Origin of the sequence: Alterileibacterium massiliense (assembly GCF_900104645.1) — a bacterium.
In the GTDB taxonomy this organism is placed as follows: domain Bacteria; phylum Bacillota; class Clostridia; order Peptostreptococcales; family Anaerovoracaceae; genus Alterileibacterium; species Alterileibacterium massiliense.
On the sequence record NZ_FNWE01000002.1, the window covers coordinates 1,059,930 to 1,074,860 of the forward strand.

10 protein-coding genes, 3 tRNA genes and 3 rRNA genes are annotated in these 14,931 nt (G+C 38.8%); 4 read left to right on the top strand and 12 right to left on the bottom strand.

The genetic code is table 11. The features are described from left to right. Nucleotides 1-18: 18 nt before the first annotated feature. Nucleotides 19-1,536, bottom strand: coding sequence for a bifunctional ADP-dependent NAD(P)H-hydrate dehydratase/NAD(P)H-hydrate epimerase (locus BQ5371_RS06690; RefSeq protein WP_071133075.1), 1,518 nt, complete (start codon nucleotides 1,534-1,536; stop codon nucleotides 19-21). Nucleotides 1,537-1,753: 217 nt separating this feature from the next. On the opposite strand from BQ5371_RS06690, the gene BQ5371_RS06695 reads away from it, so the two are divergent. Further along, nucleotides 1,754-1,963 (top strand): type II toxin-antitoxin system RelB/DinJ family antitoxin, encoded by a 210-nt coding sequence (locus BQ5371_RS06695; RefSeq protein ID WP_071133076.1) that lies wholly within the window; start codon nucleotides 1,754-1,756, stop codon nucleotides 1,961-1,963. A gap of 17 nt (nucleotides 1,964-1,980) precedes the next feature. Beyond that, nucleotides 1,981-3,054: an N-acetylmuramoyl-L-alanine amidase family protein gene (locus BQ5371_RS06700; protein ID WP_071133077.1), complete on the top strand. Its 1,074-nt coding sequence runs from the start codon at nucleotides 1,981-1,983 to the stop codon at nucleotides 3,052-3,054. Nucleotides 3,055-3,219: 165 nt separating this feature from the next. On the opposite strand, the gene BQ5371_RS06705 is transcribed toward BQ5371_RS06700, so the two are convergent. After that, a complete protein-coding gene (locus BQ5371_RS06705) occupies nucleotides 3,220-3,432 on the bottom strand; it encodes a cold-shock protein (RefSeq protein WP_135354802.1) in 213 nt (70 codons plus the stop codon). 84 nt (nucleotides 3,433-3,516) lie between these two features. Next, nucleotides 3,517-3,951 (bottom strand): RrF2 family transcriptional regulator, encoded by a 435-nt coding sequence (locus BQ5371_RS06710; RefSeq protein WP_071133079.1) that lies wholly within the window; start codon nucleotides 3,949-3,951, stop codon nucleotides 3,517-3,519. Between the two features lie 153 nt (nucleotides 3,952-4,104). Here BQ5371_RS06710 and epsC point away from each other — a divergent pair, with 153 nt between their 5' ends. Continuing rightward, nucleotides 4,105-4,662 carry a serine O-acetyltransferase EpsC gene (gene epsC / locus BQ5371_RS06715; RefSeq protein WP_071133080.1) on the top strand — a complete coding sequence of 186 codons (558 nt, stop codon included), beginning with the start codon at nucleotides 4,105-4,107 and terminating at the stop codon, nucleotides 4,660-4,662. Nucleotides 4,663-4,833: 171 nt separating this feature from the next. After that, nucleotides 4,834-5,895 (top strand): PTS transporter subunit IIC, encoded by a 1,062-nt coding sequence (locus tag BQ5371_RS06720; RefSeq protein ID WP_071133081.1) that lies wholly within the window; start codon nucleotides 4,834-4,836, stop codon nucleotides 5,893-5,895. 196 nt (nucleotides 5,896-6,091) lie between these two features. Here BQ5371_RS06720 and BQ5371_RS06725 read toward each other — a convergent pair whose 3' ends face one another. The 9 genes from BQ5371_RS06725 to BQ5371_RS06765 form a co-directional block, all read right to left on the bottom strand. Then, nucleotides 6,092-6,637, bottom strand: coding sequence for a DUF3793 family protein (locus BQ5371_RS06725; protein WP_071133082.1), 546 nt, complete (start codon nucleotides 6,635-6,637; stop codon nucleotides 6,092-6,094). Between the two features lie 238 nt (nucleotides 6,638-6,875). Continuing rightward, a complete protein-coding gene (locus tag BQ5371_RS06730; protein ID WP_071133083.1) occupies nucleotides 6,876-8,951 on the bottom strand; it encodes a heavy metal translocating P-type ATPase in 2,076 nt (691 codons plus the stop codon). A 26-nt stretch (nucleotides 8,952-8,977) separates the two neighbouring features. Further along, nucleotides 8,978-9,310, bottom strand: a complete 333-nt coding sequence (locus BQ5371_RS06735; RefSeq protein WP_071133084.1) for a DUF6110 family protein — start codon at nucleotides 9,308-9,310, stop codon at nucleotides 8,978-8,980. Nucleotides 9,311-9,560: 250 nt separating this feature from the next. After that, nucleotides 9,561-9,643 (bottom strand) — tRNA-Leu (locus BQ5371_RS06740). A gap of 13 nt (nucleotides 9,644-9,656) precedes the next feature. Further along, nucleotides 9,657-9,731: transfer RNA gene (locus BQ5371_RS06745), tRNA-Glu, on the bottom strand. Nucleotides 9,732-9,740: 9 nt separating this feature from the next. Next, nucleotides 9,741-9,857, bottom strand: a 5S ribosomal RNA gene (rrf, locus tag BQ5371_RS06750). Between the two features lie 55 nt (nucleotides 9,858-9,912). Then, nucleotides 9,913-12,797: ribosomal RNA gene (locus BQ5371_RS06755) — 23S ribosomal RNA — on the bottom strand. Between the two features lie 217 nt (nucleotides 12,798-13,014). Beyond that, nucleotides 13,015-13,090, bottom strand: a tRNA-Ala gene (locus tag BQ5371_RS06760). 40 nt (nucleotides 13,091-13,130) lie between these two features. Then, nucleotides 13,131-14,648 (bottom strand): 16S ribosomal RNA (locus BQ5371_RS06765). Together the 16S, 23S and 5S rRNA genes with 3 tRNA genes alongside form the textbook arrangement of a ribosomal RNA operon. Between the last annotated feature and the right edge of the window lie 283 nt (nucleotides 14,649-14,931).

Sequence of the window (14,931 nt, forward strand, 5' to 3'; positions counted from 1 at the left end):
AATCTATCAAGCTATAAGCTAAAATAAGTTTTCTATTATATCTCCCGCTACCATTCTTCGTTTTGAATTATCATCATTTCCATATTTAATTGCAGTTGCAGCATGAATCATTGTCCCATACAAGAGGCTGTTATTCATTGAATTATCCTGTGCTATGAGTGACGCAATAATTCCAGAAAGGACATCACCTGAGCCCGCTGTCGCTAAGCCTGAATTTCCCATAGAATTTAAGAAAAGTAGCTGTTCATCATTGATAAGCAGTGAAATAATTGATACATCTGATTTGAGCACCATGCTAACCTTATATTTTTCCGAGAATTTTTTTGTAAATCCAATCCTATTTTTTAAAATAACATCAGTTTTTTCCCCGCATAGCCTAGCCATCTCTCCTATATGAGGTGTGATAACGCATTTACATTTTCTATTAATAAATGGTCTCATATCTCTTGCGATAAGATTTAAAGCTCCTGCATCAATGACTGCATTCACATTTTTATGTAAGATATATTTTAAAATTTTTATTGAAGAATAATCTTCACTTAAGCCGGGGCCTATTAGAACTACATCGACTAGTTCAAGAAATTCAGCTAGTTCAGATATGTAATTTTCATCTGTATATGGAACTGCAATCGCTTCCGGTACAGAAACATTTAAAAATCCTAAATACTTGGCAGGGCAAAATATCTTTACGAGGCCGCAGCCCGTCCTATATGCAGCCTTTGAAGCCAAAATCCCCGCTCCCATCATTCCAGCATCACCGATTATAATGCCTACTGTGCCATAGGTTCCCTTATGCGATTTTTCCTTTCTCGGCTCAAGTGCCATATCCTTTGAACCGTCGAAGAATTTTTCATCGCAGACAAATAATTTTTCATTTATGTTATTATATGCTTTCTTATCAATCCCTATATCGATAACCCTTATATTTCCACAGTATTCCTTGCCATCTTCAAAAAACATTCCCGTCTTATAGCTTGAAAAAGTAACTGTTATATCCGCCTTAAAAGCACCATTCATCTTCTGCCCTGTAGTTGCATTTAGACCTGAAGGAATATCAATTGCAATTTTAAGGCCATTTTTTTCATTTATAAAATTAATAAATTTGACATAATTATCTCCAAGTCTTCTATTGAGCCCTATGCCAAAAATTCCATCTATTATCACATCGTATTCAATCTTCAAATAATCATAATTTGAATTTATACCTTCTCCTGCAATATCAGCATCGGGATACATATTTCTAAGTATTCTTAGCTGGCTGATGCAACCTAAGGATGAATTGCCAAAATCTCCGAGGCAATAGATTTTAACATCATAACCATAGTGTATAAGCCACCTTGCAGTGCAAAGAGCATCTCCACCATTATTCCCTGTCCCAGCTAATACTAAAATCCTAGTGCTTACATCCGGAAAAATCTCTTTGACAGTATTTACAACACCTTTAGCAGCATTTTCCATTAAAACTGCACTATTTACACCTTGATTAATAGTATATTCATCTATGTATTTCATGCCCTTTGCTGTTATTGCATACATATTATCAAGCCCCCAAAAATAATCCGTTAATTTCATATATTCTAGCATTTTAATATATAAAATTTCAAGTATGCTGGATTTTTTAGATTAAGTATATTGCTTAAAGTTTATTTGCATTGCATTATATGTTTTTTATATGCTCATTATATATTTTATAGCTTGATTTTGCAATTTATTTAATATATAATGCACAAATAATAGATTGCAGAGGTGAATTATGGATAAGGTTAAGACTACAAACTTCAGTGTTCGCATGGATTCTGATATAAAAAAAGAAAGTGAATATGTATATGGCAGGCTTGGTATAAATCTAACCACTGCTATAAATGTTTTTCTCAGGCAATCAATTCGTGCAGGAGGTTTCCCTTTTGATGTAAGAATTACTGAAACAAATGATAAAAAGCTTTTTAATAATTCTGATAACTAGAATTTGGGGAGTAAATGATGGGTACATTAAAAAGAAAAAATAAGAAAAAAGGCATAATCTCAATCGCTGGAAATAAGCATAAAAAAAAGCATAGCGTTAAAAATAATACTAATAGTCATAACGCTTTAACAAAAAAGCAAAATGTAAGAAGAAAAAAGAGAGCAAATAATAGCTTTGCTAATATGCTTAAATTTTCATCAAAAATTATAAGTATTCTAACAATTTTTTGCCTCATAACCGGCTTCATAATAAGAATAATACCAACCTCTCGCCTAACCCCAAAGGCTATTGCTAATGCAAAAAATCAAAAAGGGATTATTTATTTAAATCCTGTTGCTGGTGGTAAAGACGATGGTAATGTTTATAAAGATAGAAAATCCAAAGATGACAATTTAGAAATAAGTTTAAAAATTAAAGACAAGCTTGAGAAAAAAAATTACAAGGTAGTAATTTCAAGAAATGATGATTCTCATGTAAAGAAAGCTGATAGAACCGAAGAAGCAAATAAGAAGAAATGCGACCTTATGGTTAGTATAGATAGAGACAAAAAAGATGATGATAAGGCAAGCGGAATAAATGCCTATGTGTCTACATCAAAGAATATTAAGTCCGAATATCTTGGTGCTTCAATAATAAATGAGCTAAATGGAGTATCAAATTATGCTTCTACCGGAGTTTTGCACCTTGGAAAATCTGAAGATTCAGATGAGAATTATATAGAAAATTCAAAAGCTAAGATGCCATCATGTATGCTACTATTAGGCTCTATTTCAAGTAAAGATGATAATGAAAAATTTGATAAATATATAGACGATTATGCTGAAGCAATTGCAAATGGAATAGATTCAGCATATTATAAGATTTGCTTAAGCGGAGAAACAATTAATCAAGAAGATGTAAATAAGCTTTCCGAGAATGATTTTATTGAAGAAAAAAAATCTGGCGAAGATGAGGAAGATAAGAGCAATGAAGAAAATGAAGTAGTTCGTGATAGTGAGGAGAAAGAAGATAAAAAAGACCATGATAGCAATTATAATAATCCGAATAAGTATGAAGATGATGCTGATTCATATGGTGATTTAGCCGGATAACATCTTATATTATATTTGTATATCTACTATCTATATCTATTTCGAAATAAATGTCAAAATCAATCTAGAAAAAATTATATAAAATAAAAAATTAAAATAAAAAATGCTTAAGCGATTGCTTAAGCATTTTATTGTACAAGTCTGTCTTATTATAATCTATATTGATTACTCAACAATCTGCACATCAACAGCTCTCTTCTTGTCGCTGTTCTTAGGGTCTTCTTCCTCTTGGAATGTGACCTTCTGACCTTCTTTTAATGTCTTAAAGCCATCAACCTGAATTGCTGAGAAATGTACAAAAATATCTTCTCCGCTCTCATCGTTAGCTATAAAGCCATAGCCCTTGTCATTGCTGAACCATTTTACTGTACCGTTCATCAGGTACCTCCTAAAAAATCTATCTCTAGCTACACTTACAGGCTGATTATATCGCCAAAGAATAGCAATGTCAAATCAATATTATCACTCTATATCATTATCTATGTTTTCAATATTTTCATCGATAATGTCTTTAAGACTTATCTTGCTCAAATAATCGCTTATGGTGCGGTCAAGCTCAATCCAAAGCGGTAATGTCATACAGCTTGTCGCCTTGTCACAATTGACCCCCTTAGAGCCTATGCAAGTAACAGGTGATAAGCTACCCTCTGTTATTTCAAGAATCTCATTTATATTGTATTCTTCAGGACTTTTTACAAGCTTATAACCACCATTCTTCCCTCTTCTACTTGTTATAAGTTTTCCCTTGTTTAACATTGCTACTACGATTTCAAGATATTTCATGGAAAGGCCCTGCCTTTCAGCAATATCAACAAGCGGTATATATTCATCTTGGACATTTTGTGCAATGTCTATAAGCACCATGAGTGCATAGCGACCTTTTGTAGATACCATCATCTTGGAAAGCACCTCCTAAATAGGTTTAATATCTGTTATTATCGGTTTTTTATTGACTTTAATGATTATAATCTTATAATAAAAGTTAATTCCTATTATTTCAATAGGAATTATTATATATTTAATAATACTATTTCGTCAATGGAGGCTAATATGAATTATACACCCGAAGAAATTGAATGGATTGAAGTGGTAAAGGAACGAGATCCTGCAATACATAGTGAGGAAGAAGCGTTCTTATATCCATGTTATGATGCGATTATGACCTACAGAAAAGCTCATGAATTATATGAACAGGGGCAATTTGTTCGTGCTAGAAGGCTATCTCTTGAGGCGGCAAGCAGAACGAATATTGAAATTCATCCGGGTGCAACCATTGGCAAGAGGTTTTTTATCGACCACGGTTTTGGAGTTGTAATTGGAGAAACTGCAATTATAGGTGACAATGTTACCCTTTTTCACGGTGTAACTCTCGGTGGTACTGGAAAAGATGCGGGAAAAAGGCACCCTACGGTGGGCAACAATGTTACAATATATGCTGAATCAATGATACTTGGCAATGTAACTATAGGAGATAATGTTATAATAGGAGCCGGTACCGTATCTCTTAAAGATATACCCGCGAATACCACTGTCGTCGGTGCTCCAGCTAGAATTGTAAAGATTAGGCATGAAGACGGACGAGAAGAAAAAGTAAATATCAAATTATAGTTTTAAATTGAATTATAAATATAATGATTCTATTTTGCATTTATAAAAATATAAGTATAAAAATTGAATTTCATATTTATAAAAATTTTTATTCGTATTTAAAATTTATATTTTAAATTTTTTAATTTTTTAACTTTTTAATTTTTAATCATTTATTTAAAGGAGATAAAAATGGATACAGTCGCTAAATCTGGATTTCGTTCCTTTCTAGAAAGAAAGGACATCATTTTCAGCTGGAAAAGATATGCAATTGATGCAATGAGTGCCATGGCTCAGGGTCTTTTCGCTTCCCTACTCATAGGCACTATTATTTCTACTCTTGGCTCACAGCTACATATTGAAATTTTAAGTACAGTAGGAGCTTATGCAATGAAAGCAGCTGGACCTGCTATGGCTGTTTCGATAGGATATGCTCTTAACGCCCCAGCTCTAGTATTATTTACCTTGGCAGGAGTTGGTGTTGCTGCCAATGAATTTGGCGGTGCAGGAGGACCTCTTGCAGTATTAATAATTGCAATAGTTGCTACCGAGCTTGGTAAGGCTGTATCAAAAGAAACGAAAATTGATATACTTGTAACACCTTTTGTAACAATTCTATCAGGAGTTGCCCTATCCGCTCTAATCGCACCTGCAATAGGAAATGCTGCATTTAGCGTAGGAAAAGCTATAATGTGGGCAACCGAGCTTCAGCCTCTATTAATGGGAATCATTGTTTCCGTAATTGTTGGAATAGCCCTAACCCTACCTATTTCTTCTGCAGCTATATGTGCAGCTTTAAGTTTAACCGGACTTGCAGGTGGAGCTGCGGTAGCCGGTTGCTGTGCTAACATGGTTGGTTTTGCGGTAATGAGCTATAAAGAAAATAAAATTGGTGGTTTGATTTCTCAAGGTCTTGGAACTTCAATGCTCCAAATGGGTAATATTGTAAGGAATCCTAAAATCTGGATTCCACCTATCATCGCTTCCGCAATAACAGGGCCTATCGCTACCTGCCTATTTCATCTTGAGATGAATGGTGAACCTATAGCCTCAGGAATGGGAACCTGCGGTCTTGTTGGACCTATAGGAGTATGGACCGGCTGGCTAAAAACCGGAACCGGCATAACAGGTTTTGATTGGCTTGGTCTGGTATTAATATCTATTGTTCTACCTGCAATAATTTCTTACCTAGTATGCTCATTTATGAGGAAAAAGAATTGGATAAAGGAGAATGATCTAAAACTTGATTTATAATATGCATTTGTAATGATTTTATAGATTCATAAAAATTAAATGCCTTTTAATTCATTATAGTTATACAAGACAATTTCATAGAAATAATAAACGAAAAGAGTCGCAATCGCGACTCTTTTTCTAGATGTAATGTTGATTAAGGTAATGTGAAAAAAGGTAATGCTATCATGGTAAATAGATAGTTGAAAGTTTGCAACTAATTGACAAGTGCAATTATCGAAGCTCCGGCTTTCCACTTTGAATAACAAAATTTGGTGGATCTTCTAAAGGCATTAAACCTAATCTTAGCTCTTTCGACATCTCCATAAACCTTCCAGTAATCCGCATACTTGCATTTTTTAGCTTGATTTTCTATAAAGCCTTTAACATCTTCAGGTGGATAACCTAGAAATAATCCAATCTCATGCGGAAATTCACTTGAGTTATAAAGTCTTTCAATCAATCTATCAATGCAGGATTTGCAATCATAAGATTTGTACCCATTAATAGATAAAATATCTATACTTTCAGGCTTGCTAATATCTTTTAAAAGCAGACTTGGTCTATATACATAAACGATTCCCTTTCCTTTAGAATATTTAAGAGCTGAAAACCTTATTTGAGTTTTATTAAATTTTAAATTTGCCCTTTCTACATCTTTCTCAAACTCATTTTTTGAAGTATATGAGGCTGTAAAAATGCTTCCAGCTTTTATACCCCTTAGAGTTGGAGAACAATGAAGAATCATCTTGTCCTCTGACATTAACCTCCCCTCGTATTTGAAGTTAGAGAACTCTAACCTAAGCTTCAAAAAAATTGACCTCATTAGTTGCTATTAATACTGGTGAGATTAGTCTTAACTAACCTCACCAGTATTTTAATCTAGTCTAATTTAATTGTCAAGCTTTTTTTATTATATTTTTTTAAAAAATTAGGTTGCACTTTTTTATCTGTAGCTTAGTTATAAAGCTCAGTTTATAAAGACCATTATATAAAACTTTCTACTTGATATATTTTTTCATGCTTCCTATGCTTATACCAAGTGTTGATGCGTTGTGAATTAGCGACGCAGTTGTCGGCTGAATTAGCCCAAGTACATTTAGACAAATTAAGGATCCATTAATTCCAATTATTCTCTTATAATTTTTATCTATTCTCTTCATCATCTTTTTAGATAATTCTTTCAAAACAGATATTTCATTTAAGCTGTCAGCAGCAATGGTAATATCTGCAATTTCTCTCGCAATTGCTGCACCATCACTAATTGCTATCGCAACATCAGCTGCGGATAATGCCGGTGAATCATTTATACCATCACCAACCATTACTACTTTATTCCCTAATTCTTTTTCCTTCTTTATTAGCATTGCTTTATCTTCAGGTAGAAGCTCAGAATAATAGATGTCAACTCCAACTGCCTCAGCTATTGCCTTTGCAGTTCTTTCACTATCACCGCTCATCATGATTATTTTGTTAAAACCTTGATCTCTCAGGTCTTTTATAGCTTGTGATGCTTCCTCTCTAACAGGGTCTTCTATCAATATAACAGCTTCTAAAATATTATTTATTGCCATGTAGAGATGAGAGCAGTCAACAGGTAGTGATTTAAATAATTCTTTTTTATCATCCCTTATACTGCATTTTTCATCTTCAAACACAAAATGGTTACTACCTATAATAACTCTTTCGGATCCTATTGAAGATACAATGCCATGTGCCACGATATAATTTACCTGTGAGTGCATCTCTGTGTGTTCAAGATTTTTAATTTCAGCTTCTCTTACAACGGCTCTTGCCATTGAGTGTGGAAAATGTTCTTCTAGGCAAGCCGCAATTTTTAAACATTCATCTTTATCCATTTCATTAAAGCTTATCACATCTCTAACTCTTGGCTCTGCCTTTGTGAGAGTGCCAGTCTTATCAAAGACTATAACGCTTGATTCTGCCAGGGCTTCGAGGTATTTTCCTCCTTTTATAGTAGAATGTCTATCTGCCCCTTCTCCAATAGCAGAAAGTACCGATATGGGCATAGCAAGCTTTAATGCACAAGAAAAATCAACCATGAGTATTCCGAGAGTTTTTGTAAGATTCCTTGTGAGAGCATAAACAAGTCCTGCCCCTAGGAAGGTATAAGGGACTAGCTTATCTGCGAGATGTGAATACCTATCTTCTATATCAGATTTTAGCTTTTCACTATCTTCTATCATCTTAACAATTTTTTCATATTTTGTAGCTCCAGAAGCTTCTTTTACAAGTAGAATTATTCTTCCTTCTTCTATAACAGTTCCAGCATAAACTGAGCTTCCAATGGTTTTCCTTACCGGTTCACTTTCACCTGTCATCGATGCCTGATTAACCATTGCATCACCTGCTGTGACAACTCCATCGAAAGGTATCTGTGAGCCTATATTGACAGCTACCATATCTCCCGAACTTATCTCATCTGCATTTACTAAGACTTCTTGTTCACCATCTTTTTTCCATACTTTTCCGGTATTTAGTGACATAGCTCTTGCAAGATCATCTATTGATTTTTTTCTTGTCCAGTCCTCAAGTATTTCTCCTAAACCCAGCAGGAACATTATATTTGCTGCAGTTCCAAAATCTCGCCTAAAAATTGAAATAGAAATTGCTGTAGCATCTAAAACAGGAACTTCAATCTTTTTATTTTTCAAGCATAAAAGCCCTTGCCTAATATATCTAAAAGCATTTATCATAAGCAATAAATTTCCAATTGGCATAGGAATAAAATTTTTGTATATGAACCTTCTTAGAAAATGCCAAGTTAGTCTATCAATATACACATTATCCTTATTTCTACCTAACTGCTCAATTTCGTCTTTCGAATAGTTAATCATACTAAGGTTTAGGCAAGAAAGCTTATCTAATATAGGAACAAGTGATTCTTTATAAAAAATAACTATATCATTAGTCCTATCATAGATTTTCACCTTATCTACTGTGCTTATTGACGAAATAAAAATATATAGAGAGTCCGCATCAGCATTTGAAAGCGAATTTCCATCAATATGAAGTCTAATTCTACCCTTTGTTTGGTGTTTAATAATTAATTTCAATAATGTTTCCTCGCTTCTAACTTGTTTTATTCGATAATAAGATCAGATTTATCATCTGTAATATTAGATTTATCTCCAATAATATTAGAATTATCCTTGATAATAGAAGATTTATTTTTTAATGATTTATTTTCGTTGATTTCTTTTGCATCAGCATATATATCTCCGGCATTTTCCTGAATGATTGTTGCCTTTTCCATTATCTTATCCTTTGCCCTCATTCCAATTGCAGTAGCATTGGTATAAACTTTTTTTGCTTCTTCTGATGCTAAAATAGCAATACCAGCAGTACCAAATACCACTCCACCTAAGAATGAACATACTTCCTTTGTCTTTTTTAATTTGAGTAAATTTTTCATAATTATCTCCTTTTTAATATTTTTTAATGATTAGATAAAATTTGAGTTATCTCTATCTATTTCCTACTTATAATACACTTTATTATAATAGTTAGTAAAGATAAATTTTAGTTAAATATATTAAATTGTGATATTTTTTATTGATTTGAAGATGTTTTATATTATAATTTGAAAATATTTTTTATATTATGGATTTTAACGCTAATAAATAAATTTTATATAACAAAAAAGGCTTAAAAAGCCTTATTTTTGGTGCGAGACGTGGGACTCGAACCCACACGGTCTCCCACTAGAACCTAAATCTAGCGCGTCTGCCAGTTCCGCCAGCCTCGCATATATTTAAAAATGGTGACCCCACCGGGAATCGAACCCGGGTTACCGCCGTGAAAGGGCGATGTCTTAACCGCTTGACCATGGGGCCTTATAAAAAAACCGGCGACGACCTACTTTCCCGGGCGGCTGCCCACCAAGTATCCTCAGCGCAAAGGAGCTTAACTTCTGTGTTCGGGATGGGAACAGGTGTATCCTCCTCGCTATTGTCACCGGATATTGAGGTTTGTACCCTCAAAATTGAATAACACTAAAGTGTTCTCCTAAACCATTTGGTCAAGTTGTCGACCTATTAGTATCGGTCAGCTAAATACATTACTGCACTTACACCTCCGACCTATCTACGTGGTAGTCTCCCACGGGTCTTACCTTACGGAGGAAATCTTATCTTGAGGGGGGCTTCGCACTTAGATGCTTTCAGCGCTTATCCCGTCCATACTTAGCTACCCAGCTATGCCCTTGGCAGAACAACTGGTGCACCAGAGGTATGTCCATCCCGGTCCTCTCGTACTAAGGATAGCTCCTCTCAAATTTCCAACGCCCACAGCGGATAGGGACCGAACTGTCTCACGACGTTCTGAACCCAGCTCGCGTACCTCTTTAATGGGCGAACAGCCCAACCCTTGGGACCTACTTCAGCCCCAGGATGAGACGAGCCGACATCGAGGTGCCAAACACCATCGTCGATGTGAACTCTTGGATGGTATAAGCCTGTTATCCCCGGGGTAGCTTTTATCCGTTGAGCGATGGCCCTTCCACTCGGAACCACCGGATCACTAAGCCCGACTTTCGTCCCTGCTCGACCTGTATGTCTCGCAGTCAAGCTCCCTTTTGCCTTTGCACTCTTCACGCGATTTCCGTCCGCGTTGAGGGAACCTTTGGGCGCCTCCGTTACTCTTTAGGAGGCGACCGCCCCAGTCAAACTGCCCACCAGACACTGTCCCCATACCGGTTAACGGTACCAGGTTAGAATTCCAACATTACAAGGGTGGTATCCCAACGGTGACTCCTTATATACTGGCGTACATATCTCTCAGTCTCCCACCTATCCTGTACGTGCAATGCCGAAACTCAATATCAAGCTACAGTAAAGCTCCACGGGGTCTTTCCGTCCTGCTGCGGGTAATCGGCATCTTTACCGATATTTCAATTTCACCGAGCCTATTGTTGAGACAGTGTCCAGATCATTACGCCTTTCGTGCGGGTCGGAACTTACCCGACAAGGAATTTCGCTACCTTAGGACCGTTATAGTTACGGCCGCCGTTTACTGGGGCTTAAGTTCACTGCTTCGCTTACGCTAACACTTCCCCTTAACCTTCCAGCACCGGGCAGGCGTCAGCCCCTATACTTCAGCTTTCGCTTTAGCAGAGACCTGTGTTTTTGGTAAACAGTTGCCTGGACCTATTCACTGCGGCCTGCAAAAGCAGGCACCCCTTCTCCCGAAGTTACGAGGTTATTTTGCCGAGTTCCTTAACAATAGTTCGCTCGCTCACCTTAGGATTCTCTCCTCATCTACCTGTGTCGGTTTGCGGTACGGGCACCTTGGATCTAATTAGCGGCTTTTCTTGACAGCGTGAAATCAGTTGCTTCGTCTCTATCGACTCCCCATAACAGACCAGCCTTTCAATATGCGGATTTGCCTACATATTAGCCTCTCTGCTTAGACACGCTCGACCAACGGCGTGCTCAACCTATCCTTCTGTGTCCCCACTTCATTCATGCAATCCTCGGTGGTACAGGAATTTCTACCTGTTGTCCATCGCCTACAGCTTTCGCTCTCGGCTTAGGCCCCGACTAACCCTGAGTGGACGAACCTTCCTCAGGAAACCTTAGATTTTCGGCGGACGGGATTCTCACCCGCCTTACGCTACTCATGCCAACATTCTCTCTTCTATACAGTCCACCTCGCCTTTCAGCTCAACTTCTACCCGTATAGAATGCTCCTCTACCAATTATTTCTAATTCCAAAGCTTCGGTGGTAAGTTTTAGCCCCGTTTATCTTCGGCGCAACATCACTCGACTAGTGAGCTATTACGCACTCTTTAAATGTATGGCTGCTTCTAAGCCAACATCCTAGCTGTCTGTGCAATCTCACATCCTTTTCCACTTAACTTACTCTTTGGGACCTTAGCTGTTGATCTGGGCTGTTTCCCTTTCGACCATGGAACTTATCTCTCATAGTCTGACTCCCAAGTTTAATATCACGGTATTCGGAGTTTGAGAGTTGTTGGTAGCCGGTGAAGGCCCCGCGAACAATCAGTGCTCTACCCCCGTGTATCGTATCTTGAGGCTAGCCCTAAAGCTATTTCGAGGAGAACCAGCTATATCCGAGTTCGATTGGAATTTCACCGCTATCCACAAGTCATCCTAACCTTTTTCAACAGATATAAGTTCGGTCCTCCATAACCTTTTACGGTTACTTCAACCTGCTCATGGATAGGTCACCCGGTTTCGGGTCTACAGCATATAACTTTCGCCCTTTTAAGACTCGATTTCTCTTCGGCTCCGTTACTCCAGTAACTTAACCTCGCTACATACCATAACTCGTTGGCCCGTTCTACAAAAAGTACTAGGTCACTTTCGCTCCCTACGCTTGTAAGCATTAGGTTTCAGATTCTATTTCACTCCCCTCCCGGGGTTCTTTTCACCTTTCCCTCACGGTACTTTCCTCTATCGGTCACTGGGTAGTATTTAGGCTTGGAGGGTGGTCCCTCCTGCTTCAAACCGGGTTCCTCGTGTCCGGTCCTACTCCGGTGCCACCTGTCTTGACTTCGCTTCGCTTACGGGAATTTTACCCTCTTCGTTTGTACTTTCCAGTACTATTCAGCTCACTAAGTCTTCAACTTTCTGGTGGTCCACTACCCCTAACTGCAAGCAGTTAGGTTTGGCCTCTTTCCATTTCGCTCGCCGCTACTTTGAAAATCGATTTTTCTTTCTCTTCCTAGGGCTACTTAGATGTTTCAGTTCACCCCGTTCCCTCCGTATGACTATGTGTTCACCATACGGTACCAGTGCATTACCACTGGTGGGTTCCCCCATTCGGATATCTATGGGTTAATGGATATGTGCTCCTCACCATAGCTTTTCGCAGCTTATCACGTCCTTCTTCGGCTCCCAGTGCCAAGGCATCCACCTGATGCTCTTCTTTACTTGACCTTGCCTGATTTGCGTTAATCAGGTCTTTCTTCACTATTGTTTCTCGTGTGAATCTCTTTCTGGTTTTCTCTCAACAAATTCTTCTTCGAAATTTACCCTTACTCTGATTTCTCAAGGAAATCAGGCTTCTCTCGATTTCGTTGTCTATTTGTCTTTTCTACACTTCTGTGTTATTCAATTTTCAAGGTGCTAACCGTTATTTTATAAAAAAATAACATGGTGGAGAATAAGGGGCTCGAACCCTTGACCCCCTGCGTGCAAGGCAGGTGCTCTCCCAGCTGAGCTAATTCCCCAAATAAAACTAACATAGTATAGAGACCTTAGTCTCCTTAGAAAGGAGGTGATCCAGCCGCAGGTTCTCCTACGGCTACCTTGTTACGACTTCACCCCAGTCATCGGATTTGCCTTAGGTAAACTGTTTTTGTCCAACTTCGGGCACCCCCAACTTCCATGGTGTGACGGGCGGTGTGTACAAGACCCGGGAACGCATTCACCGCAGCATTCTGATCTGCGATTACTAGCAACTCCATCTTCGTGCAGGCGAGTTTCAGCCTGCAGTCCGAACTGAGATCGGTTTTTATGTTTTGCTCCGCATCGCTGCTTTGCTTCTCTCTGTACCGACCATTGTAGCACGTGTGTAGCCCAGAACATAAGGGGCATGATGATTTGACGTCATCCCCACCTTCCTCCGAGTTAACCTCGGCAGTCTCGTCAGAGTCCTCAACTTAATGTTAGTAACTGACAACAAGGGTTGCGCTCGTTGCGGGACTTAACCCAACATCTCACGACACGAGCTGACGACAACCATGCACCACCTGTCTCCTCTGTCCGTAGAAAAAAACGATTAAGTTCCTGTCAGAGGGATGTCAAGTCCTGGTAAGGTTCTTCGCGTTGCTTCGAATTAAACCACATGCTCCGCTGCTTGTGCGGGTCCCCGTCAATTCCTTTGAGTTTTAGTCTTGCGACCGTACTCCCCAGGCGGAGCACTTAGTGCGTTAACTGCGGCACCGAAGTCTATCGACCCCGACACCTAGTGCTCATCGTTTACGGTGTGGACTACCAGGGTATCTAATCCTGTTTGCTACCCACACTTTCGTGCCTCAGTGTCAGTTGCTGTCCAGAAAGCCGCCTTCGCCGCCGGTGTTCCTCCTAATATCTACGCATTTCACCGCTACACTAGGAATTCCGCTTTCCCCTCCAGCACTCAAGTAACCCAGTTCGCATGGCAATTAACGGTTGAGCCGTTAGTTTAAACCTTGCGCTTAAATTACCACCTACGCACGCTTTACGCCCAATAATTCCGGATAACGCTTGCCCCCTACGTATTACCGCGGCTGCTGGCACGTAGTTAGCCGGGGCTTCCTCCTTGGGTACCGTCATTTTTTTCTTCCCCAAGAACAGAAGTTTACGACCCTAAGGCCTTCTTCCTTCACGCGGCGTTGCTGCATCAGGCTTTCGCCCATTGTGCAAGATTCCCTACTGCTGCCTTCCGTAGAAGTTTGGACCGTGTCTCAGTTCCAATGTGGCCGTTCACCCTCTCAGGTCGGCTACTGATCGTCACCTTGGTGAGCCGTTACCTCACCAACTAGTTAATCAGACGCAGGCCCATCTCTCACCGATAAATCTTTGGTCAGCTTAACATGTGTTATTTTGACTTTATGGGGTATTAATCACCGTTTCCGATGGCTATCCCCCTGTGAGAGGCAGGTTGCCTACGCGTTACTCACCCGTCCGCCGCTTTCCATCACTTTACTTCTTCCGAAGAATTAGTAATGTGACTTCTCGCTCGACTTGCATGTATTAGGCACGCCGCCAGCGTTCATCCTGAGCCAGGATCAAACTCTTAATTAATTGTATTTGCTCTGACCTTCTTCGTCAGTTCAAATCTATCCTCTCAGAACGACTTTTGACTTGCGTTCTCTCGAATTACTCTCGAATTGTACGTGAACCTGTTTGTTCTTTGTACTTCATCAATTCATTTCGAAGATTTTATCTTCTTTTTATTGACTAGGTTCTATACTATGTTGTTTTCAAGGTTCTCTGCCACTTTTTTAGGGGCTACCTTGTACCCCCTGCCTTAGTGACAGCTTATACAGTATAGCCCCTTTTCTTTTACTTGTCAATCTCTTTTTTT

Coding starts and splice junctions, on each gene's coding strand:
- BQ5371_RS06690 (WP_071133075.1), bottom strand. CDS start 1,536: ATGTATGCAATAACAGCAAAGGGCATGAAATACATAGATGAATATACT.
- BQ5371_RS06695 (WP_071133076.1), top strand. CDS start 1,754: ATGGATAAGGTTAAGACTACAAACTTCAGTGTTCGCATGGATTCTGAT.
- BQ5371_RS06700 (WP_071133077.1), top strand. CDS start 1,981: ATGGGTACATTAAAAAGAAAAAATAAGAAAAAAGGCATAATCTCAATC.
- BQ5371_RS06705 (WP_135354802.1), bottom strand. CDS start 3,432: ATGAACGGTACAGTAAAATGGTTCAGCAATGACAAGGGCTATGGCTTT.
- BQ5371_RS06710 (WP_071133079.1), bottom strand. CDS start 3,951: ATGATGGTATCTACAAAAGGTCGCTATGCACTCATGGTGCTTATAGAC.
- epsC (WP_071133080.1), top strand. CDS start 4,105: ATGAATTATACACCCGAAGAAATTGAATGGATTGAAGTGGTAAAGGAA.
- BQ5371_RS06720 (WP_071133081.1), top strand. CDS start 4,834: ATGGATACAGTCGCTAAATCTGGATTTCGTTCCTTTCTAGAAAGAAAG.
- BQ5371_RS06725 (WP_071133082.1), bottom strand. CDS start 6,637: ATGTCAGAGGACAAGATGATTCTTCATTGTTCTCCAACTCTAAGGGGT.
- BQ5371_RS06735 (WP_071133084.1), bottom strand. CDS start 9,310: ATGAAAAATTTACTCAAATTAAAAAAGACAAAGGAAGTATGTTCATTC.